Raw genomic sequence first — 19,429 nt, forward strand, 5'->3', positions numbered from 1 at the left:
AATACGCCCACCAGGCATCTTCCTACGATGTCGTCATGCATCTGTTTTGTCATGAGCAGCCCGAAACGCTGTCCATAGAGACCGAGGTCGTCGACGCGCGGCCGGGCAAGATCGTTCTTTCCCGGTCGCCGTTCTATCCGGGCGGCGGGGGCCAGCTCGCGGATCGCGGCGTCATCCGCTGGCAGGGCGGCGAGGCGAAGGTCACGGGTTTCGAAGCCTCGGCTGGCAAGCTATGGCACCTGCTCGATACCGAAGCCGAGGTGAGCGGCGCGCTCGAAGCCGCCGTCGATGCGGATTTTCGCCTGACCATGCGCCAGCTCCACACCGCGACGCACATCCTGAACGCGCTCGTGTTCAAGGCGTTCGACGGGGCGCTGGTGACCGGCGTGCAGATGGCCGAGGACGGCAGTGCCCGTATGGATTTCGACCTGCCGGGCGCCGACAACGACCGGCTGCGCGCGTTGGAAGGCCCGATCAACGAGACGATCCGTGAGGACCTTGCGGTGAACTTCGTCTACGTGCCGATGCACGAGGCACAGGCCGAGCACGGCCTGATCCGCAGCCGTTCGGTCGCACCGCCGCCGACGCCGGACGGCAAGATCCGGGTCGTCAAGATCGTCGGGCTGGATCGTCAGGCGTGCGGCGGCACACATCTCGCCTCGACCGGCAATTCGCCGCCGGTCCGCATCCTCAAGATCGACAACAAGGGCCGCCACAACAGGCGAGTGCGGATCGCCCTGGAAAAGAACTAGCGCGACTTCGCGCCCGTGCCCTGCAGTTGTCGGCGGGCAATGGCCAGGGATCGCATCGTTTCTGGCATTACCTCGTCGGGCTGATCTGCTTCGCGTCGCCCGCCTCGAAATGTGCCAGTTGGTCGGCATGAGCCTTCCTGAAGGCGGGTCGTTCGGTGATGCGGTTCACATAGGCCTCGGTCGCCGGCCGATTGCCGAACGCCCGCACCTTTCCGACGCGCAGCACATCCGCCATCAACAGGTCCGCGGCGGTGAAACGATCGGCCGCCAGCCATTCCCGCTCGCCCAGGACTTTTTCGAGCTGGTCGAGGCGGTTTCCCATCCAGCCGGTCAGTGTGTTTTCCTTCGCCCCGGTGATTTCGAGGAACCACCAGGGCACGCTCACCATCTCGATCGAATTGAGGGCGGCGAACATCCATTGCAGCGTCGAGGCTTCTCCCTCGGCATCACGCGGCATCAGCCTTTCGCTCTTCCGCGCCAGATGCACCAGCCCCGCGCCGCTTTCGAACATCTGCAGGGCGCCATCGCTCAGGAAGGGCACCTGGCCGAACGGTTGTTGACCCAGATGGTTCGTCTCCCGGCCGTCGAAGGCGACGGTCCGTACGGAATAAGGAAGGCCCGCTTCCTCGCAGGCCCAGCGGAGCCGGAGATCGCGCACGAAACCGCGCGGCCCCTTGGGAACCCAGTCATAGGTCCAGATGATCAGTTCGTTCATGGGGCGTGACCCGCTTTGGAGTGCTAAGGCCATCCAATTAAACGAAAAATCTTGACGTGAGGCCACAATATGTTGCCATATCCCTGCAGGAACGCAGCATATGTTGTTGAGACCACGTCAGATTTTGGCACCTGTCATCTTCGCCACGGTATTCGGTTACTTCGGGTACCATCTGGTGAACGGTGATCGGGGTCTGCTGGCCATGGCCCATCTCCAGCGCGAAGTCCTGGTCGCCGAACAGAACCTCGCCGAAGCGGAAACGACCCGGAAGATCTGGGAACGGCGTGTCGCGGCGCTGCGCAACCAGAGTCTCGAACCCGACATGCTCGACGAGCGGGCGCGGGTGCTCCTGAACTTCGCGCGCAAGGACGACATCATCGTCTTCATGCCGACGCGCTGACAGCGACATCGGGGAACTTCGCGAGAGCGTGACGCCTCGTTCAGCGTTCGCCTCGCGGTCATCCGAAAGAAACTGTCCGGTGTGATCCATCGTAGGCAAACAATCGCTCAATTGCTGCGGCGCACCCGCGTCGGGTCTGCTTTTTCCAGCTAGATCAAATACATCGCCCTGAGCGATGCTATAAGCCGAAGTGCGTTCATGAGGGGACTGCCATGGCGAAGCCGGCCACGAAGCCGAAAGACGATCCTTCTCCCGCCAAGGCGAAGTCGCCTCCGAATCTGGGCGACAACAGCATAAGCCCCGACGAGCTCAAGGCCCATTACCGCGACATGCTCCTGATCCGCCGCTTCGAGGAGCGGGCAGGCCAGCTCTACGGCATGGGCCTGATCGGCGGCTTCTGCCATCTCTACATCGGCCAGGAAGCGGTCGTGGTCGGGATGCAGGCCAATGTCAGGGACAAGGACGCGGTCATCACCTCCTACCGCGACCACGGCCACATGCTGGCCTGCGGCATGGATCCCAAGGGCGTGATGGCCGAGCTGACCGGTCGCAGCGGCGGATACTCCAAGGGGAAGGGCGGCTCGATGCACATGTTCAGCCGCGAGAAGAGCTTCTACGGCGGCCACGGCATCGTCGGCGCCCAGGTGCCGATCGGCACCGGCCTGGCCTTCGCGCATAAGTACAACGGCGACCAGAACGTCTCGCTGACCTATTTCGGCGACGGCAGCGCCAACCAGGGCCAGGTCTACGAGGCCATGAACATGGCTGCGCTCTGGAAGCTGCCGGTGGTCTACATCATCGAGAACAACCGCTACGGCATGGGTACTTCGGTCGAGCGCGCCTCGGCCACGACCGAGCTCTACCGACACGGCGAGGCATTCGGCATCCCGGGCGAGCGGGTCGACGGCATGGACGTTCTGGCGGTGCGGGCGGCCGGCGAAAAGGCCATCGAGCACGCGCGCAGCGGGCAGGGGCCCTACATCCTCGAGATGCAGACCTATCGCTACCGCGGCCATTCGATGAGCGATCCGGCCAAGTACCGGACCAAGGAAGAGGTCGACAAGTTCCGCAACGAGCGCGACCCGATCGAGCACATCCGCAAGCGCCTGCTCGACGCCAAGATCGTCGACGAAGCCGGGCTCAAAGCGGTCGACACGGAGATCCGCAAGATCGTGAACGACGCCGCCGAATTCTCGCAACACAGTCCCGAGCCCGATCCTTCGGAGCTGTGGACCGACATCCTGGTCGAGGCCTGATTCCATGAGCACTCAGGTTCTGATGCCGGCCCTGTCTCCCACCATGACCGAGGGCAAGCTCGCCAAGTGGCACGTCAAGGTCGGCGACGAAGTGAAGTCCGGCCAGGTGATCTGCGAGATCGAGACCGACAAGGCGACGATGGAAGTCGAAGCGGTCGACGAAGGCACGGTCGCCAAGATCCTAGTCGAAGAAGGCACCGAGGGCGTCGCCGTCAACACGCCGATCTGCGTGCTGGCCGGCGAGGGTGAAAGCGCCGCCGATGCCGAGACGCCGGCGCCCGCTGCCAAGGCCGATGCACCGAAGGCGGAAGCTGCCAAGGTCGAAGAGAAGCCGAAAGCCGATACCCCGACGGTAGCGCCGGCTGTTGCCGCGCCGGCGCCTGAGCCGGAATGGAAGGGCGGCACGCAGCACATCACGGTGCGCGAGGCCTTGCGCGAGGCGATGGCCGCCGAGATGCGTGCCGACAAGGCGGTCTTTCTGATGGGCGAGGAAGTCGCGCAGTATCAGGGCGCCTACAAGGTGAGCCAGGGGCTGCTCGACGAGTTCGGCGCCAAGCGCGTCATCGATACGCCGATCACCGAGCACGGCTTCGCGGGCCTCGGCGTCGGCGCCGCGTTCGGCGGGCTGAAGCCGATCGTCGAGTTCATGACCTTCAACTTCGCCATGCAGGCGATCGACCAGATCATCAACTCGGCGGCCAAGACCCACTACATGTCGGGCGGCCAGATGACCTGCCCGATCGTGTTCCGCGGCCCCAACGGTGCGGCCTCGCGCGTCGCCGCCCAGCATTCGCAGTGCTATGCGAGCTGGTACGCCCACGTGCCGGGCCTGCGCGTTCTCGCGCCGTGGAGTGCCGCCGACGCCAAGGGACTCCTTCGCGCCGCGATCCGCGATCCCAATCCGGTGATCTTCCTCGAGAACGAGATCCTCTACGGCCAGTCGTTCGACGTGCCCGAGGACCCCGACTTCGTGCTGCCGATCGGCAAGGCGAAGATCGAGCGTGCCGGCAAGGACGTCACGATCGTCGCCTTCTCGATCATGGTCGGCAAGGCGCTGCAGGCGGCCGAGGAGCTGGCCAAGCTTGGCATCGACGCCGAGGTGATCAACCTGCGCTCGCTGCGCCCGTTCGATACCGAGACGATCGTCGAGTCGGTGAAGAAGACCAACCGACTCGTCTCCTGCGAGGAGGGCTGGCCCTTCGCAGGCATCGGCGCCGAACTGTCGGCGTTGATGATGGAGCACGCCTTCGATTGGCTCGATGCGCCGGTGAAGCGCGTCGCCGGTCTCGACGTGCCGCTGCCCTATGCCGCGAACCTCGAGAAGATGGCGCTGCCGCAATCCTCTAACATCGTCGAGGCCGCGCGCGCGGTCTGCAATCGCTGAGGCGGGAGAGCCGGCATGTCGATCAACATCCTGATGCCCGCGCTCTCGCCCACCATGACGGAGGGCAAGCTCGCCAAGTGGCACGTCAAGGTCGGTGACACGGTCAAGTCCGGCCAGGTGGTCTGCGAGATCGAGACCGACAAGGCCACGATGGAAGTCGAGGCCGTCGACGAGGGCAAGGTCGGCCAGATCCTGGTCGAGGAAGGCACCGAGGGCGTGAAGGTCAACGCCGTCATCGCGGTGCTGCTCGAAGAGGGAGAGAAGGACGTCGCCAAGCCGGCGGCGCCGGCCGCAGCGCCAGCTCCCAAGGCTGAGGAGAAGCCTGCAACCCCGGCGCCCGCGGCGGCGACCCCGGCTCCCAAGCCTGCCGCACAGGCCGCTGTCTCTTCGGGCGGCGCCCGGGTCTTCGCCTCCCCGCTGGCCAAGCGCATCGCGGCGGAGAAAGGGATCGACCTCGCCGGCCTCAAGGGCTCCGGCCCGAACGGCCGCATCGTCAAGGCCGATGTCGAGAATGCGAAGCCCGGCGCCGCGCCCGTGCCGGCTCCGAAGGCCGCCCCGAAGCCTGCTGCTCCGGCGCCGGTCGCCGGCGGCCAGCCGGTCTTCGTGGCGCCCGGCGACAGCCGCGTGCCGCACACCAGCATCCGCAAGGTCATCGCGCGGCGCATGCTCGAGTCCAAGCAGACGGTCCCGCATTTCTACCTGACGGTCGACTTCGAGATCGACGCGCTGCTGACCGCGCGCACGGCGATCAACGCCGTGGTGGAGAAGAAGGGCGCCAAGGTCTCGGTCAACGACATGGTGATCAAGGCCTGCGCCAAGGCCCTGCGCGACCATCCCGAGTGCAACGCCTCGTGGACCGAGGAGGAGATGATCCAGTACGGCGCGGTCGACATCTCCGTCGCCGTCGCCACCGATCGCGGTCTCATCACCCCGATCGTGCGCAACGCCGACATGAAGGGCCTGGCCCAGATCTCGATCGAGATGAAGGACCTCGCCAGCCGCGCCAAGAGCGGCAAGCTGAAGCTCGAGGAGTTCCAGGGCGGCGGATTCACCATCTCCAACCTCGGCATGTTCGGCATCCGCGACTTCGGCGCCATCATCAACACGCCGCAGGCGATGATCCTGGCGGTCGGCGCGGGCGAGGAGCGGGTCGTCGTCCGCAAGGGCGAGATGGTCATCCGCAACATCATGAGCTGCACGCTGGCCGTCGATCACCGCGTGGTGGACGGCGCCCTGGGCGCGCAGTTCCTGCAGACGCTCAAAGCGTACATCGAACAACCCGCCGCGATGCTGGCCTAGGAGCACGTCATGGCCGAGACCAGTTTCGATCTCATCATTGTCGGCGGCGGACCGGGCGGCTACGTCGCGGCCATCCGCGCGGCCCAGCTCGGGCTCAAGACCGCCGTGGTCGAGCGCGAGCATATGGGCGGCATCTGCCTCAACTGGGGCTGCATCCCGACCAAGGCGCTGCTGCGCACCTCGGAGGTCTACGGCCTCATCAAGCATGCCGAGGCCTATGGCCTGTCGGTGAAGGACGTCGCCTTCGATCCGAAGAAGATCGTCGAGCGCTCGCGCAAGGTGGCGAGCCAGCTCAGCAACGGCGTCTCGATGCTGATGAAGAAGAACAAGATCACGGTGTTCGACGGCACGGCGAAGCTCGCCGGCACCGACGGGACGAAGCGCAAGGTCGCCGTCGTGCTGAAGGACAAGAGCACCGTCACCCTGACGGCGAAGGACGTGATCCTGGCGACCGGTGCTCGCGCCCGTCAGCTTCCCGGGCTCGAGACCGACGGCAAGCTGGTGTGGAGTTACAAGGAAGCGATGGTGCCGCCGGAATTCCCGAAGTCGCTGCTGGTGATCGGCTCGGGCGCGATCGGTATCGAGTTCGCGAGCTTCTACCGCACCATGGGTGCGGAAGTGACGGTCTGCGAGGTGCTGGACCGCATCCTTCCCGTGGAGGATGTCGAGGTCTCGGCCTTCGCCAAGCGCGCCTTCGAGAAGCAGGGTATGAAGATCCTGACCAGCGCCACCGTGTCGAACCTGAAGAAGGGCGCCAACAGCGTCACGGCCACCATCACGGTCGGCGACAAGGCGCAGGAGATCACGGTCGACCGGGTCATCAGCGCCGTCGGCATCGTGGGCAACGTCGAGAATATCGGCCTGGAAGGTACCAAGGTGAAGGTCGAGAAGACCCACATCGTGATCGACCCGTGGGGCTTCACCGGCGAGCCGAACGTCTATGCGCTCGGCGATGTCGCGGGCCCGCCCTGGCTCGCCCACAAGGCGATGCACGAGGGCGTGCTGGTGGTCGAGAAGATCGCCGGTGTGAAGGGTGTGCACCCGATGAAGACCGAGAACATCCCGGGCTGCACCTACTGCCAGCCCCAGGTCGCGAGCATCGGCCTGACCGAGGCGGCGGCCAAGGCCAAGGGGCTGGAGCTCAAGGTCGGCAAGTTCCCCTTCATCGGCAACGGCAAGGCGATTGCCCTTGGCGAACCCGAGGGTTTCATCAAGACGATCTTCGATGCAAAGACCGGCGAGCTGCTGGGCGCGCACATGATCGGCGCGGAGGTCACGGAGCTGATCCAGGGCTACAGCATCGCCAAGACGCTGGAGACCACCGAGGCCGAGCTGATGGCCACGGTGTTCCCGCATCCCACACTGTCCGAGATGATGCACGAGTCGGTACTGGCGGCCTACGGCCGGACGCTCCATATCTAGGTCATCATGGACGGAACCCTCGACAAGCTTTCCCTGACCCGGGCCGAGCGCCACCCGGAAAAGGCCCATCGCCCCGACAATCCCATCCAGCGCAAGCCGGATTGGATCAGGGTGCGTGCGCCCAACTCACCGGAATATGCCGAGACGAAGCGGCTGATGCGCGAGCTCAAGCTCACGACGGTGTGCGAGGAAGCGGCCTGCCCGAACATCGGCGAATGCTGGAAGCAGAAGCACGCGACCTTCATGATCATGGGCGAGACCTGCACCCGGGCCTGCGCCTTCTGCAACGTGGCGACCGGCAAGCCGGGCGCGCTCAATCCGCACGAGCCGGCCAACATCGCCGAAGCTGTCGGCAAGCTCGGGCTCGGCCATGTCGTGGTCACCTCGGTCGACCGAGACGACCTGGAAGACGGCGGGGCAGGGCACTTCGCCGAGGTCATCACCGCGCTGCACAAGTCGGCGCCCACGACCACCGTCGAGATCCTGACGCCCGATTTCATGCGCAAGCCGGGAGCCATCGAGACGGTGGTCGCGTCACGACCCGATGTCTTCAACCACAATCTCGAGACCGTGCCGCGGCTCTATCCGACCATCCGTCCCGGCGCACGCTACTTCACGTCCCTGCGTTTGCTGTCGCGCGTGAAGGAGATCGATCCGGCGATGTTCACCAAGTCGGGCCTGATGGTCGGGCTGGGCGAGACGCGCGAGGAGATCCTGCAGGTCATGGACGACCTCCGCGCCGCGGACGTCGACTTCCTGACGATCGGCCAGTACCTGCAGCCGACGCCCAAGCATGCAGCGCTCGACCGTTTTTGGACGCCGGCCGAGTTCTCCGAACTCGCCCAGATGGCGCGGGCCAAGGGCTTCCTGATGGTGTCGTCTTCGCCGCTGACGCGCTCGAGCTATCACGCGGGCGACGACTTCGCGCGTCTCAAGGCGGCGCGCCTGGCGCAACTGAAGGGCTGACGGCTCCTTGGCTACGCGTCATCAGGAACGGCGTGTCGTTCCGTTCCAACCGCGCCAGCTGTTCGACCTGGTCGCCGACGTGCCGCGCTACCCCGAGTTCCTGCCCTGGTGCTTCGCCGGTCGCATCCGCCGACGCGAAGGGCCAAATGTGGAGATCGCCGAGCTGGCGATCGGCTTCGGCCCGTTCCACGAGAAGTTCGTCTCGCGCGTCGAGCTGTCGCCGGACGATCCCGAGGGCCTGCGCATCGTCACGACCGGCACCGAGGGCCCGTTCCGGCTGCTCAAGAGCCGCTGGCTCTTCAAGCCCCATCCCGAGGGCACGCAGATCGACTTCGAGCTCGAATTCGATTTCCGCTCGCTGCTGCTGCAGAAGACGGTGCAACTGCTGTTCGCCGAAGCCGTCCGCCGCATGGTGTCCGCGTTCGAGGCTAGGGCGGCGCAGCTCTACGGGAAGCCGATTGAATCCATGTCGTCCTGAGCGCAGCGAAGGACCTCACGGAACGACCAGCGTACGACTTCGCTGGCGCTAGATCCTTCGCTTCGCTCAGGATGACAGAGTCGTGCCTACCGCTCCGCCAGCTTGGCTAGCATCGCCAGCGCGGTGATCACCGTCAGGCGGCGGATGCCGTCGCGGTCTCCGGGGAAGACGTGATGCTCGGCGATCGGCTCGAAGCCCGTGCGGGCCGCGCCGAAATGGACGAGGCCGACGGGCTTTTCGGGCGAGCCACCGCCGGGCCCCGCCACACCCGTTACCGAGACAGACAGTTGCGCGCCGGAGCGGGCGAGGGCGCCGCTCGCCATCGCACGCGCCACGGGTTCGCTCACCGCGCCGTGGCTCACGATCGCCTCCCACGGCACGTCCAGCATCTCGCGCTTGGCCTCGTTGGAATAGGTGACGAAGCCGCGATCCACGACGTCGGAAGAACCGGCGATGGCGGTGAGGGCGGCGGCGATCAGGCCGCCGGTGCAGGACTCCGCCGTGACGACCTTGAAGCCGCGCTTGCGGCAGGTGAACAAGACGTGCTCCGCGGCTTCGCGCATCTCATGGTCGAACATTCGCCGTTCAGCTCCCTGGCAGTTCTACGGTCGCGATGGCCTGCGCCGCGATGCCTTCGCGCCGGCCGGTGAATCCCAATCCTTCGGTCGTCGTGGCCTTCACGCTCACGCGATCGGCCGAAACGCCCGCGATCCGGGCGATGCTCTTCACCATCGCGTCACGGTGCGGGCCGACCTTGGGGGCTTCGCAGACGATCGTGACATCGAGGTGAAGGATGCGGCCGCCGCGCGCCGTCACGAGATCGACGGCATGACGCAGGAAGCGATCGGACGAGGCGCCGCGCCATTGCGGATCGGAGGGCGGGAAGTGCTTGCCGATGTCGCCAGCGCCGATCGTGCCCAGCACTGCGTCGGTCAGCGCATGCAGCGCAACGTCGGCGTCGGAATGTCCGGCCAATGCCTGGCCATGGGGGATGGCGACCCCGCCCAGCATGACGGCATTGCCCGGCGCGAAGCCGTGCACGTCGAAGCCGAGGGCCGTGCGGGTTTCCATGTGATGGGCGCTCAGATCGTCCGAGGTGGTGATCTTTCGGTTATCCTCGCTGCCAGCGACCATGACAACCTTCAGGCCGGCACGCTCGGCGACGGCCGCGTCGTCGGTGAGCGCCGTGACCTCGACAGCGCCGAGCGACGCCGCCGCACGATGCGCCGCCAGCAGCGGCGCGAAGCGGAAGACCTGCGGCGTCTGTGCCCGCCACAGATTTTGCCGCGGCACCGTCTCCGTTACGGCATTGCCGTCGCCGACGCGCTTCAACGTGTCGGCGAGCGGGATACCGAGGACGGCACCGTCGATACCCTCGGCCGAAGCGGCGGCAAGACAGGCCTCGATGTCGGCGCCGCGCACGAAGGGGCGGGCGGCGTCGTGAACGGCCACCAGGTCGGGCGGATCGATGGCCAGCGCTTCTAGCCCGTTCAGGACCGATTGCTGGCGGCTGGCGCCACCCAGAATCGGGGCTGCCAGGCCAAGCCCCGCCGACGCGGCCTCGTAGTGAGGGGCGTCGTCCGGACCGATCACGACCAGAATGTGGCCTATGCCGGGGGCGGCCTGGAAGGCGGCGATGGTCCGGCGGAGGACCGGATGGCCGGCCAGAAGCGCATATTGCTTAGGCAGTGGGCCACCAAAGCGGCTGCCGCGGCCGGCGGCGACGATCAGGGCGGTACAAGTGAGCACGAACCTAGATAACACTGGCTTTGGGGGATGCGCACTCACGACCCTTGCGCCGGCCGACAGGACCCGCTATTCCTCGACTAATTATTGTGCACTGCACAAGATGCCTAATAACTGAACAAAGAATGCAAAACGCACACCGCCTCAAACCCGTCGACATCGGCCCCGTCCGCATCGAGGACCCCGTCATCCTGGCACCCCTGTCGGGTGTGAGCGACATGCCCTTCCGACAGATGGTGAAGCGGCGCGGTGCGGGTCTCGTCGTTTCCGAGATGATCGCTTCCGCGGCGATGGTTCGCGAGAACCGCAAGACGCTGTTCATGGCCAAGACCTCGCCGGAAGAGTTCCCCATGTCGGTCCAACTGGCGGGTTGCGAGCCCGAGGTGATGGCCGAGGCCGCCAAGCTCAACGAGGACCGGGGTGCGGCGATCATCGACATCAATTTCGGCTGCCCGGTGAAGAAGGTCGTGAACGGCCACGCCGGCTCCTCACTGATGCGCGACGAAGTCCATGCCGCGAAGATCCTCGAGGCCACGGTGAAGGCGGTCAAGCTCCCCGTGACGCTCAAGATGCGGACGGGCTGGGATTCGACCAATCGCAATGCGCCGAACCTCGCGCGCATCGCCGAGGCGTGCGGCATCCGGATGCTGACGGTGCACGGCCGCACGCGCTGCGACTTCTACGACGGTCACGCCGACTGGGCCTTCGTCCGGAAGGTCAAGGCCGCCACGAACCTTCCGGTGATCGTGAACGGCGACATCAACACGCTCGACGACGTCGACCAGGCGCTGGAGCAGTCGGGCGCCGACGGGATCATGATCGGTCGCGGCGCCTACGGCCGTCCGTGGTTCCCCGCCCAGGCGATCCACTATTTGCGGACCGGCGAGCGTCTGCGCGATCCCACGATTGCCGAGCAGTACGCGGCGGTGCGCACGCACTTCGAGGCGATGCTCGAACACTATGGTGTGGAAACCGGCGTACGCATGGCCCGCAAGCATCTTGGCTGGTACTCCAAAGGCCTGCCCGCATCGGCGGATTTCCGAGCCGCGCTGAACCGTGAGACCGATGCCGGAACGGTGCGCCGCATGCTGGCTTCGTTCTTCCTGCCGGCCGTCGAGCGGCAGGCAGCCTGATGTCCCTGCGCCCCCTCAAACGGAACGGCATGAGCGATCAGTTTCCGGCGGCTCTCCTCGATTCGCTCTCGGAAGCGATCATCGTCGTCGATGCGAACGGCCTGATGCACTACGCCAACCTCTCGGCCGAGCAGTTCTTCGGCGTCGGCCGGGCTCGCCTGGTCGGCCATCCGCTGAGCGAGTTCGTTCCCGAGGACACGCCGCTTTTCTCGCTGCTGGAGCAGGTGGTGGCGACCGGCGGCGCGGTCGCCGAGAACGGCGTGACACTCGCATCGCCGCGCATCGGCACGCGCTTCTGCGCGCTGCGCCTGTCGCCGATCGTCGACAGCGACGGGCTGGTCGCTGTGTCGCTGGTCGAGCAGACGATCGCCCGCAGCATCGACCGCCAGCTTTCGCATCGCAGCGCTGCCCGGTCAGTGAGCGCGCTGGCCGCCATGCTGGCGCACGAGGTCAAGAATCCGCTGTCCGGTATCCGGGGCGCCGCCCAGCTGCTCGAACAGTCGGTTCCCGATTCCGAGCGCGAGCTGACCGAACTGATCTGCGAGGAGACCGACCGCATCGTCGCCCTGGTCGACCGCATGGAAGCCTTCGCCGACGGCCGCCCCATCGAGCGGGGGCCCATCAACATCCACCAGGTCCTCAACCATGTCCGGCGACTGTCGCAGAACGGTTTCGGCAAGGGCGTTCGATTCGTTGAGACCTACGATCCGTCGCTGCCGGACGTGCACGGCGACCGCGACCAGCTCATCCAGGTGTTCCTGAACCTGGTGAAGAACGCCTGCGAGGTACCGGGCGATACCGACCGCGAGATCGAGCTGTCGACCGCCTACCGGCATGGCCTGCGGTTGGCCGTTCCGGGCCAGCAGACGAGGGTGAACCTGCCGCTCGTCGTTTCCGTGCGCGACAACGGCCGGGGTGTACCGGACGAGATCCGAAGTCACCTGTTCGACGCGTTCGTCACGAACAAGCCGACCGGAACTGGCCTGGGTCTTGCTTTGGTCGCCAAGATCATCAACGACCATGGCGGTGCGATCGAGTTCGATAGCGAGCCGGGCCGCACGTCATTCAGGGTTATGTTGCCGCTTCAATTCCCGCAGGCCGCGCCATGAGCGCCGGCAGCACCATCCTCGTCGCCGACGACGATCGCGCCATCCGCACCGTCCTGCACCAGGCCCTCGGCCGGCAGGGCCACACCGTCCGCAGCACCGGTACGGCCTCCACGCTCTGGCAATGGGTCCAGGAGGGCGAGGGCCAGCTCGTCATCACCGACGTCGTGATGCCGGACGAGAACGGTCTCGACCTGGTGCCGCGCATCCGCAAGCTGCGGCCGGACCTGCGCATCATCGTCATGAGCGCGCAGTCGACGCTGCTCACGGCCGTGCGCGCGACCGAGCGCGGCGCGTTTGAATACCTGCCGAAGCCCTTCGACCTGAACGAGCTGATTTCGGTCGTGAACCGAGCGCTGTCGGCGCCGGCGGCCTCGATGGCGCGTTCGCCGTCTCTGCCGGAAGAGGGCGAGCGCCTGCCGCTGATCGGCCGGTCGCCGGCAATGCAGGAAATCTACCGCACGCTGGCGCGCCTGATGTCGACGGACCTCACGGTCATGGTCACCGGCGAATCGGGCGCGGGCAAGGAACTGGTCGCGCGCGCGCTGCACGATTACGGCAAGCGCCGGAAGGGACCTTTCATCGCGCTCAACATGGCCGCGATCCCGCGCGAGCTGATCGAGAGCGAGCTGTTCGGCCACGAGCGCGGCGCCTTCACCGGCGCGGTGCAGCGGTCGGCCGGCAAGTTCGAGCAGGCCTCCGGGGGCACGCTGTTCCTCGACGAGATCGGCGACATGCCGCCGGAGGCACAGACCCGCCTGCTGCGCGTGCTGCAGGAAGGCGAATACATGACGGTCGGCGGTCGCACGCCGATCAAGGCCAACGTGCGCATCGTGGCGGCGACCCATCGTGACCTGCGGCGCCTGATCCAGCAGGGCCTGTTCCGCGAGGATCTGTTCTATCGCCTCAACGTCGTGCCGATCCGCCTGCCGCCGTTGCGCGAGCGTCTCGACGACATTCCCGAACTGGCCAATCACTATCTGCAGGCCGCGACCGCCGACGGGCTGCCGACCAAGGTCCTGTCACCCGAGGCGATGGCGCGGCTGAAGCAGCATCGCTGGCCGGGCAACGTGCGCGAGCTCGTGAACCTGGTGCGCCGCCTGTCCGCGCTCTATTCCGAGGAGATCATCGGCGTCGAGACGATCGAGGCCGAGCTTGCGGACGCGGTGTCGGCGATCGATCACGGGCCGTCGTCGTCGGAGACGAGCGAGGACGTCTCGCTGGCCGATGCCGTCGACCGCCACCTGCAGTCTCTCTTCGCCGCGCATGGCGACAGGCTGCCGCCGGACGGCATGTACGATCGTGTCATTTCCGAGATCGAGCGGCCGTTGCTCGCCCTGGCGCTGGGGGCTACGCGCGGGAATCAGTTGCGCGCGGCCCGCCTCCTGGGGCTCAATCGCAACACGTTGCGCAAGAAGATAAAGGACCTCGACGTCCCCGTGGTTCGCACGCCGCAGGTCCGCCGAGGCGGGTGATTTCGTGACAGCTGCGCTGGGCGTTTCACGCTTGGGCGACAAGATGAGCGCGGTGCTTCGCAGCCTCAGCGGCCGCATCGCCGCCGTCTCGTTGGCCGTTCTCGCCATGGCCGCCGGCGGCGCGACCTATGCGTGGCTCGCCGGCTTCGTGCCGGAGTCGTTCGGCACGCGCGGCTGGATGACGGGCCTGCTGGTGGCCGACCTGGTCATCGCGATCGCGCTGGTTTCCGTGGTTGCCGTCCGACTGACCCAGCTCTGGCTCGACCGACGGCGTGGCGCCGCGGGCTCGCGCCTGCACATGCGGCTGGTACTTGTCTGCAGCGTCTTCACCATCACGCCGACGGTCATCGTCACCATCATCCTGTCGCTGCTGGTGATCAGCCTCACCGATTTCGTCGTGAAGCCCTCACAGGCCTCCTACGAGGCGGCGCGGGCCATCGGCGAGCCAGTACGGCGCGCCCGCGAGCAGGAGATCCTGAACGACATCGAGGCGATTTCCGCTCCACTGCAGGCCGAAGGCGTCGAAGGGGTGCGCGACCCGGCGGCCACGAAGGCGATCCTGGAGCGGCTGATCGAGGGACGGCCGATCATCGAGGCCACCGTGCTCGATGCCGACAAGGGCGTGATTGCCCAGGCCAAGGCACCGGACGCGACGGGCATGGCCAATCCCATCCCGCCCGCCCAGTTCCTCTGGCAGGCGGTGAACCAGGCGCGGCCGGTTCAGATCGAATCGCCGACCGGCGCCTACTTCGTGATGCAGCTTTTCGTCGGCGAGCCGCTGTTCCTCGCGACCGGACACGCGGTCGACCTCAGGGTGGTCGACTACATCAAGAGCATCGAGTTCGCGGGCTCCTTCTATTCGCAGATCGAATCGGCGCTGCGCCGCAGCCAGCTCATCATCTTCGTGGTCTGCGGCGCCATCGCCTTCCTGATGCTGCTGGCCGCGGTCTGGCTCGCCATCCTGTTCGCCACGCGCCTCACCGAGCCGATCGGCGGTCTGATGCTGGCGGCCGAGCGGGTGCGGGGCGGCGATCTCAGCGCCCGCGTCGAAGAGGGACCGCCGAACGACGAGTTGGGGCAGCTCGCGCGCTCCTTCAACCGGATGGCCAGCCAGATCGAACAGCAGCGCGGCGAACTGGTGCACGCCAATACCGAGCTCGACACGAGGCGCCGGCTGACCGACGCGGTCCTCGCGGGCGTCTCCGCCGGCGTGCTGAGCGTCGATGGAGAGGGCATCGTGATGCGCTCGAACCGCTCGGCGCTCGACCTGCTGGCCCTGCCCGAAGACGGCGTGCTGGGACGGCCGCTGACCGCGGTGATGCCGGAACTGGGGCCGCTGGTCGCGCAGGCGGCGGAGCGGCCGGATCGGATGACCCAGGGCCAGGTCGAGATCCTGCAGCGCGGGGCGCGGCAGATCCTGCTGGTCCGCATCAGTGCCGCAAGCGGTGCCGGCTTCGTCGTCACCTTCGATGACGTCACCGACCTGATGTCGGCGCAGCGCATGGCGGCATGGGGCGACGTCGCTCGGCGCATCGCGCACGAGATCAAGAACCCGCTGACGCCGATCCAGCTCTCCGCCGAGCGTCTGAAGCGCCGCTACCTGAAGCAGATCAAGGAAGATCCCGAGACCTTCTCGATGTGCACCGACACGATCATCAGGCAGGTCGGCGACATCGGGCGCATGGTCGACGAATTCTCCTCCTTCGCCCGCATGCCGCGGCCGACGGTGAAGGAGGAGGATGCGAAGGAGATGTGCCAGCAGGCGCTGTTCCTGCAACGAAACGGCAATCCCGATTTGCGCTACGTCGCAAACCTGCCGGCCCATCCGGTGCCGCTGAACTGCGATCGCCGCCAGGTCTCGCAGGTCCTGACCAACATCCTGAAGAACTCGGCCGAGGCGATCGAGGGCAGGGACGGGAAAGCGGACACGCCATTGCCACAGGGCGAGATCACGCTGACCCTGCAGGAGGATGGCGCCGGCGTGAAGATCGTCGTGGAGGACAACGGCCGCGGATTGCCGAAGGAAGGGCGCGAGCGCCTGACCGAGCCCTACATGACGACGCGCAGCAAGGGCACGGGCCTGGGCTTGGCGATCGTGAAGAAGATCATGGAGGACCATGGCGGGTTCCTGTCGCTGGAGGATCGCGAGGGTGGCGGTGCCCGCATCAGTCTGGTATTCCGGCGTGACGCGAAGGAAATCGCGTCGGCTCGACCTCACGCGACGGCCGCACAATGATCCGCCGTTCCATGCGGGCTGCTTGAAGTGACATGGCCCACGATATTCTGATCGTCGACGACGAACGCGATATCTGCACGCTGATCGCCGGCATCCTCGAGGACGAGGGCCACTCCGCACGCCGTGCGCACAACAGCACAGAAGCGATCGAGGCCGTTCGCCAGCGCCGCCCGGCCCTGGTGATTCTGGACGTCTGGCTGCAGGGCAGCGAGCTCGACGGCTTGCAGATACTGGAAGTCATCCGCCGCGAGGATCCGCCGATCCCGGTCGTGATGATCAGCGGCCACGGCACGATCGACACCGCCGTGTCGGCGATCAAGAGCGGCGCCTACGATTTCGTCGAGAAGCCCTTCAAGGCCGATCGCCTGCTCCTGGTCGTCGACCGTGCCATCGAGGCGGACAGGCTGAAGCGCGAGAACGTGGCGCTCCGGCGGCGCGCCGGCGGCGAGGTGACTTTCGTCGGCTCCTCCAGCGACGCCGGCAACGTGCGAGCGCAGATCGAGAAGGTGGCGTCGACCGGCAGCCGCGTCCTCATCACCGGCGCCTCCGGCTCGGGCAAGGAAACGGTGGCGCGGTTGATCCACCAGGGGTCGAAGCGCGCCGACGGTCCGTTCGTCGTCGTCAATTGCTCGACCCTGCCGGCCGAGCGGCTGGAGATCGAACTGTTCGGCACCGACGGCGACACCGAGGCCGAGGCCCTGCGCGTGTCGGGTGCTTTCGAAATGGCGCATGGCGGCACGCTGGTGCTCAAGGAAGTAGCGGACCTTCCGCTGGCGCTGCAGGGGCGGCTGGCGCGGGTACTGCATGAACAGTCCTATGCGCGCGACGGCGGCAAGACGAGGGTCGAGATCGACGTGCGCGTCCTGGCGACGACGGCACGCGACCTCCAGGAAGAGATCGCCGCCGGCCGGTTCCGGGAGGACCTGTTTCACCGCCTGAACGTCGTCGGACTGCGTGTGCCGCCGCTCAGCGAGCGCCGCGAGGACATTCCCGAGCTGGCGCTCGACCTGCTGAAGCGCGTCGCCGACGCCACCGGCCTGCCGGCGCGCTCGATCGGCGAGGACACGCAGGCCGCCCTTCAGGGTCACGACTGGCCGGGCAACGTGCGCCAGCTGCGCAACGTCATCGAACGGCTGCTGATCCTGGCGCCGCCGGGCGGCGCGCCGATCCGCGCCGACGTCCTGCCCAACGACGTGAGCGAGGACGCGCCGTCGGTGCTGCGCTGGGAGAAGGGCGGGGAGATCATGCAGCTGCCGCTGCGCGACGCGCGCGAGGTCTTCGAGCGCGAGTACCTGCTTGCCCAGGTGACGCGCTTCGGCGGCAACATTTCACGGACGGCGACCTTCGTCGGCATGGAGCGCTCGGCTTTGCATCGCAAGCTGAAGTCACTCGGCCTGCACGGCGGTTCGCCAGAGGGCGGCGGCGGCGAGCCGTCGGTCTGAGAAGGAGAGGGCGTCATGGCGCGTTATGCCTATGTCAACGGTCGGTACGTCGATCACCGGGAAGCGAGCGTCCACATCGAGGATCGCGGCTACCAGCTGGCGGACGGCGTCTATGAGGTCGTGGGCGTCCGCGACGGCAAGCTGATCGACGAGAAGCCGCACATCGACCGGCTCGACCGCTCGCTGAAGGAACTGCGCATCGGCTGGCCTGTGTCGCGCAACACGATGGGCTTCATCCTGCGCGAGCTCATGCGGAAGAACCGCCTGCGCGACGGCCTGGTCTATATCCAGGTGACGCGCGGCGTCGCCCGGCGCGACCACGGCTTTCCGACGACCCCGGTGAAACCCGCCCTGGTGATGACGACCAAGGCCACGAAGCACATCGTTGCCGACGCCGGTCCCGGCGTCGCGGTGAAGACCATGCCCGACATCCGCTGGGAGCGTTGCGACATCAAGACCGTCGCGTTGCTGCCGAACGTGCTGGCCAAGCAGGCGGCGCGCGAGGCCGGCGCCTACGAGGCCTGGCTGCTCGACGACAAGGGCTGCATCACCGAGGGCGCGTCGACCAATGCCTGGATCGTGACCGACGACGGCGAGCTGGTGACGCGCCAGACCGACAACGGCATCCTGTCGGGCATCACGCGCCAGACGCTGAAGTCGATCTGCAATTCGCTGCAGCTCAAGTTCGTCGAACGGCCCTTCACCCTGGATGAGGCCAAGAAGGCGAAGGAAGCCTTCATCACCAGCGCCACCTCCTTCGTGACGCCGGTGGTCAGGATCGACGGCGACAAGGTCGGCGACGGCAAGGTCGGCGCCACGGCCAGGCGCCTGCGTGAGGAATATGTCCGCTTCTCGGAGGCGGGCGAGGCGGTGACGTGAGCCTGCCCGAGGGCCTGAAACCGCCCCGCGCCGTCCTGTTCGACTGGGACAACACGCTGGTCAACACCTGGCCGACCATCGTCGAATGCTACCGCGACACCTTCACGGCGCTGGGCCTGACGCCGTGGACGGCCGCAGAAGTCCAGGACCGCGCCCACGGCTCCCTGCGCGAAGTCTTCCCGACCCTGTTCGGCGACCGCGCGGGCGAGGCGGAGCGGGTGTTCTACGAGACCTTCTTTCGCATCCACCTCGAACGGCTGGAGCCGCTGGCGGGGGCGGACACCTTGCTGGCGCACTGTCACGCCAAGGGCCTCTACGTGGCGATCGTCAGCAACAAGGTCGGCGACAATCTCCGGGCCGAGGTCGCCCATCTCGGTTGGGACCGTTGGATCGCCCGTTCAGTCGGCGCGCGCGACGCCGCCCGCGACAAACCGGCGCCTGACCCCATCTACCTGGCGCTGGACGGCACGGGAATTGCCCCGGACGACAGCGTGTGGATGGTGGGTGACACCCCTGCCGACCTCAAGAGTGCACACGCGGCGGGGTGTCTTCCCGTTCTCGTGGGGGGCGCGGACGAATTGTCCGGCTCCCTGCTGGAGCATCCGCCGAGACTGCGAGCGCGCAATTGTCATCAGCTGGTGGCATTGCTTTGAGACCAACCTCCCCTATATACGAGGCGACTCGGTAGCGGGGAGGGACCCCGTACCTCCAAACCGGCCACCCTCGGGCAGCCGGCCGCC

General features: G+C 66.7%; 18 protein-coding genes. 15 read left to right on the forward strand and 3 right to left on the reverse strand.

Going from position 1 to position 19,429, the window contains the following annotated elements; all coding sequences use genetic code 11:
- Nucleotides 1–35 precede the first annotated feature (35 nt).
- Nucleotides 36–752: an alanyl-tRNA editing protein gene (locus EPO41_RS24760; RefSeq protein WP_296331246.1), complete on the forward strand. Its 717-nt coding sequence runs from the start codon at nt 36–38 to the stop codon at nt 750–752.
- Nucleotides 753–819: 67 nt separating this feature from the next.
- On the opposite strand, the gene EPO41_RS24765 is transcribed toward EPO41_RS24760, so the two are convergent.
- Nucleotides 820–1,467 carry a glutathione S-transferase family protein gene (locus EPO41_RS24765; RefSeq protein ID WP_296331247.1) on the reverse strand — a complete coding sequence of 216 codons (648 nt, stop codon included), beginning with the start codon at nt 1,465–1,467 and terminating at the stop codon, nt 820–822.
- A gap of 124 nt (nt 1,468–1,591) precedes the next feature.
- Here EPO41_RS24765 and EPO41_RS24770 point away from each other — a divergent pair, with 124 nt between their 5' ends.
- The 7 genes from EPO41_RS24770 to EPO41_RS24800 all read left to right on the forward strand — a co-directional run bounded on the left by EPO41_RS24770 (nt 1,592) and on the right by EPO41_RS24800 (nt 8,672).
- Entirely contained in the window at nt 1,592–1,867 is a 276-nt protein-coding gene (locus EPO41_RS24770; protein ID WP_296331249.1) for a septum formation initiator family protein, read from the forward strand.
- Nucleotides 1,868–2,079: 212 nt separating this feature from the next.
- On the forward strand, nt 2,080–3,123 hold the full coding sequence (gene pdhA / locus EPO41_RS24775; protein ID WP_296331251.1) for a pyruvate dehydrogenase (acetyl-transferring) E1 component subunit alpha: 1,044 nt from the start codon (nt 2,080–2,082) through the stop codon (nt 3,121–3,123).
- A 4-nt stretch (nt 3,124–3,127) separates the two neighbouring features.
- The gene (locus EPO41_RS24780) at nt 3,128–4,507 is read left to right on the forward strand and encodes a pyruvate dehydrogenase complex E1 component subunit beta (RefSeq protein ID WP_296331252.1); all 1,380 of its coding nucleotides are present in this window, start codon (nt 3,128–3,130) and stop codon (nt 4,505–4,507) included.
- Nucleotides 4,508–4,522: 15 nt separating this feature from the next.
- Nucleotides 4,523–5,806: a pyruvate dehydrogenase complex dihydrolipoamide acetyltransferase gene (locus EPO41_RS24785; RefSeq protein ID WP_296331255.1), complete on the forward strand. Its 1,284-nt coding sequence runs from the start codon at nt 4,523–4,525 to the stop codon at nt 5,804–5,806.
- 9 nt (nt 5,807–5,815) lie between these two features.
- A complete protein-coding gene (lpdA, locus tag EPO41_RS24790; protein WP_296331261.1) occupies nt 5,816–7,228 on the forward strand; it encodes a dihydrolipoyl dehydrogenase in 1,413 nt (470 codons plus the stop codon).
- A gap of 6 nt (nt 7,229–7,234) precedes the next feature.
- Complete coding sequence (lipA, locus tag EPO41_RS24795) at nt 7,235–8,194, forward strand: lipoyl synthase (RefSeq protein WP_296331263.1); 960 nt, start codon at nt 7,235–7,237, stop codon at nt 8,192–8,194.
- Between the two features lie 7 nt (nt 8,195–8,201).
- A complete protein-coding gene (locus EPO41_RS24800) occupies nt 8,202–8,672 on the forward strand; it encodes a type II toxin-antitoxin system RatA family toxin (RefSeq protein WP_296331266.1) in 471 nt (156 codons plus the stop codon).
- Between the two features lie 86 nt (nt 8,673–8,758).
- On the opposite strand, the gene EPO41_RS24805 is transcribed toward EPO41_RS24800, so the two are convergent.
- Nucleotides 8,759–9,250, reverse strand: a complete 492-nt coding sequence (locus EPO41_RS24805; protein WP_296331269.1) for a CinA family protein — start codon at nt 9,248–9,250, stop codon at nt 8,759–8,761.
- A gap of 7 nt (nt 9,251–9,257) precedes the next feature.
- Nucleotides 9,258–10,421 carry a bifunctional 2-C-methyl-D-erythritol 4-phosphate cytidylyltransferase/2-C-methyl-D-erythritol 2,4-cyclodiphosphate synthase gene (locus EPO41_RS24810; protein ID WP_296331271.1) on the reverse strand — a complete coding sequence of 388 codons (1,164 nt, stop codon included), beginning with the start codon at nt 10,419–10,421 and terminating at the stop codon, nt 9,258–9,260.
- Nucleotides 10,422–10,543: 122 nt separating this feature from the next.
- Between EPO41_RS24810 and dusB the strand changes: the two genes are divergently transcribed.
- From dusB to EPO41_RS24845, 7 genes are read left to right on the forward strand one after another with little or no spacing between them, the layout of a single operon-like run.
- On the forward strand, nt 10,544–11,551 hold the full coding sequence (dusB, locus tag EPO41_RS24815; protein ID WP_296331274.1) for a tRNA dihydrouridine synthase DusB: 1,008 nt from the start codon (nt 10,544–10,546) through the stop codon (nt 11,549–11,551).
- A 29-nt stretch (nt 11,552–11,580) separates the two neighbouring features.
- Entirely contained in the window at nt 11,581–12,660 is a 1,080-nt protein-coding gene (locus tag EPO41_RS24820) for an ATP-binding protein (protein WP_296331277.1), read from the forward strand.
- Nucleotides 12,657–14,132, forward strand: a complete 1,476-nt coding sequence (gene ntrC / locus EPO41_RS24825; RefSeq protein ID WP_296331280.1) for a nitrogen regulation protein NR(I) — start codon at nt 12,657–12,659, stop codon at nt 14,130–14,132. Before EPO41_RS24820 ends, ntrC begins: the two co-directional genes overlap by 4 nt.
- Nucleotides 14,133–14,136: 4 nt before the next feature.
- Nucleotides 14,137–16,368 carry a PAS domain-containing sensor histidine kinase gene (locus EPO41_RS24830; RefSeq protein ID WP_296331282.1) on the forward strand — a complete coding sequence of 744 codons (2,232 nt, stop codon included), beginning with the start codon at nt 14,137–14,139 and terminating at the stop codon, nt 16,366–16,368.
- Between the two features lie 32 nt (nt 16,369–16,400).
- On the forward strand, nt 16,401–17,810 hold the full coding sequence (locus EPO41_RS24835) for a sigma-54 dependent transcriptional regulator (RefSeq protein WP_296331285.1): 1,410 nt from the start codon (nt 16,401–16,403) through the stop codon (nt 17,808–17,810).
- Between the two features lie 15 nt (nt 17,811–17,825).
- Nucleotides 17,826–18,689 carry a D-amino-acid transaminase gene (gene dat / locus EPO41_RS24840; RefSeq protein ID WP_296331288.1) on the forward strand — a complete coding sequence of 288 codons (864 nt, stop codon included), beginning with the start codon at nt 17,826–17,828 and terminating at the stop codon, nt 18,687–18,689.
- Nucleotides 18,686–19,342, forward strand: a complete 657-nt coding sequence (locus EPO41_RS24845) for an HAD family hydrolase (RefSeq protein WP_296331291.1) — start codon at nt 18,686–18,688, stop codon at nt 19,340–19,342. Before dat ends, EPO41_RS24845 begins: the two co-directional genes overlap by 4 nt.
- Nucleotides 19,343–19,429: the final 87 nt, after the last annotated feature.

This window comes from Reyranella sp. (genome assembly GCF_004297265.1).
GTDB lineage: Bacteria > Pseudomonadota > Alphaproteobacteria > Reyranellales > Reyranellaceae > Reyranella.

What these genes read in the sequence shown, in the direction of transcription:
- EPO41_RS24760 (WP_296331246.1), top strand. Translation starts at nt 36, where the DNA reads ATGCATCTGTTTTGTCATGAGCAGCCCGAAACGCTGTCCATAGAGACC.
- EPO41_RS24765 (WP_296331247.1), bottom strand. Translation starts at nt 1,467, where the DNA reads ATGAACGAACTGATCATCTGGACCTATGACTGGGTTCCCAAGGGGCCG.
- pdhA (WP_296331251.1), top strand. Translation starts at nt 2,080, where the DNA reads ATGGCGAAGCCGGCCACGAAGCCGAAAGACGATCCTTCTCCCGCCAAG.
- EPO41_RS24780 (WP_296331252.1), top strand. Translation starts at nt 3,128, where the DNA reads ATGAGCACTCAGGTTCTGATGCCGGCCCTGTCTCCCACCATGACCGAG.
- EPO41_RS24785 (WP_296331255.1), top strand. Translation starts at nt 4,523, where the DNA reads ATGTCGATCAACATCCTGATGCCCGCGCTCTCGCCCACCATGACGGAG.
- lpdA (WP_296331261.1), top strand. Translation starts at nt 5,816, where the DNA reads ATGGCCGAGACCAGTTTCGATCTCATCATTGTCGGCGGCGGACCGGGC.
- lipA (WP_296331263.1), top strand. Translation starts at nt 7,235, where the DNA reads ATGGACGGAACCCTCGACAAGCTTTCCCTGACCCGGGCCGAGCGCCAC.
- EPO41_RS24805 (WP_296331269.1), bottom strand. Translation starts at nt 9,250, where the DNA reads ATGTTCGACCATGAGATGCGCGAAGCCGCGGAGCACGTCTTGTTCACC.
- dusB (WP_296331274.1), top strand. Translation starts at nt 10,544, where the DNA reads ATGCAAAACGCACACCGCCTCAAACCCGTCGACATCGGCCCCGTCCGC.
- EPO41_RS24820 (WP_296331277.1), top strand. Translation starts at nt 11,581, where the DNA reads ATGAGCGATCAGTTTCCGGCGGCTCTCCTCGATTCGCTCTCGGAAGCG.
- ntrC (WP_296331280.1), top strand. Translation starts at nt 12,657, where the DNA reads ATGAGCGCCGGCAGCACCATCCTCGTCGCCGACGACGATCGCGCCATC.
- EPO41_RS24835 (WP_296331285.1), top strand. Translation starts at nt 16,401, where the DNA reads ATGGCCCACGATATTCTGATCGTCGACGACGAACGCGATATCTGCACG.
- dat (WP_296331288.1), top strand. Translation starts at nt 17,826, where the DNA reads ATGGCGCGTTATGCCTATGTCAACGGTCGGTACGTCGATCACCGGGAA.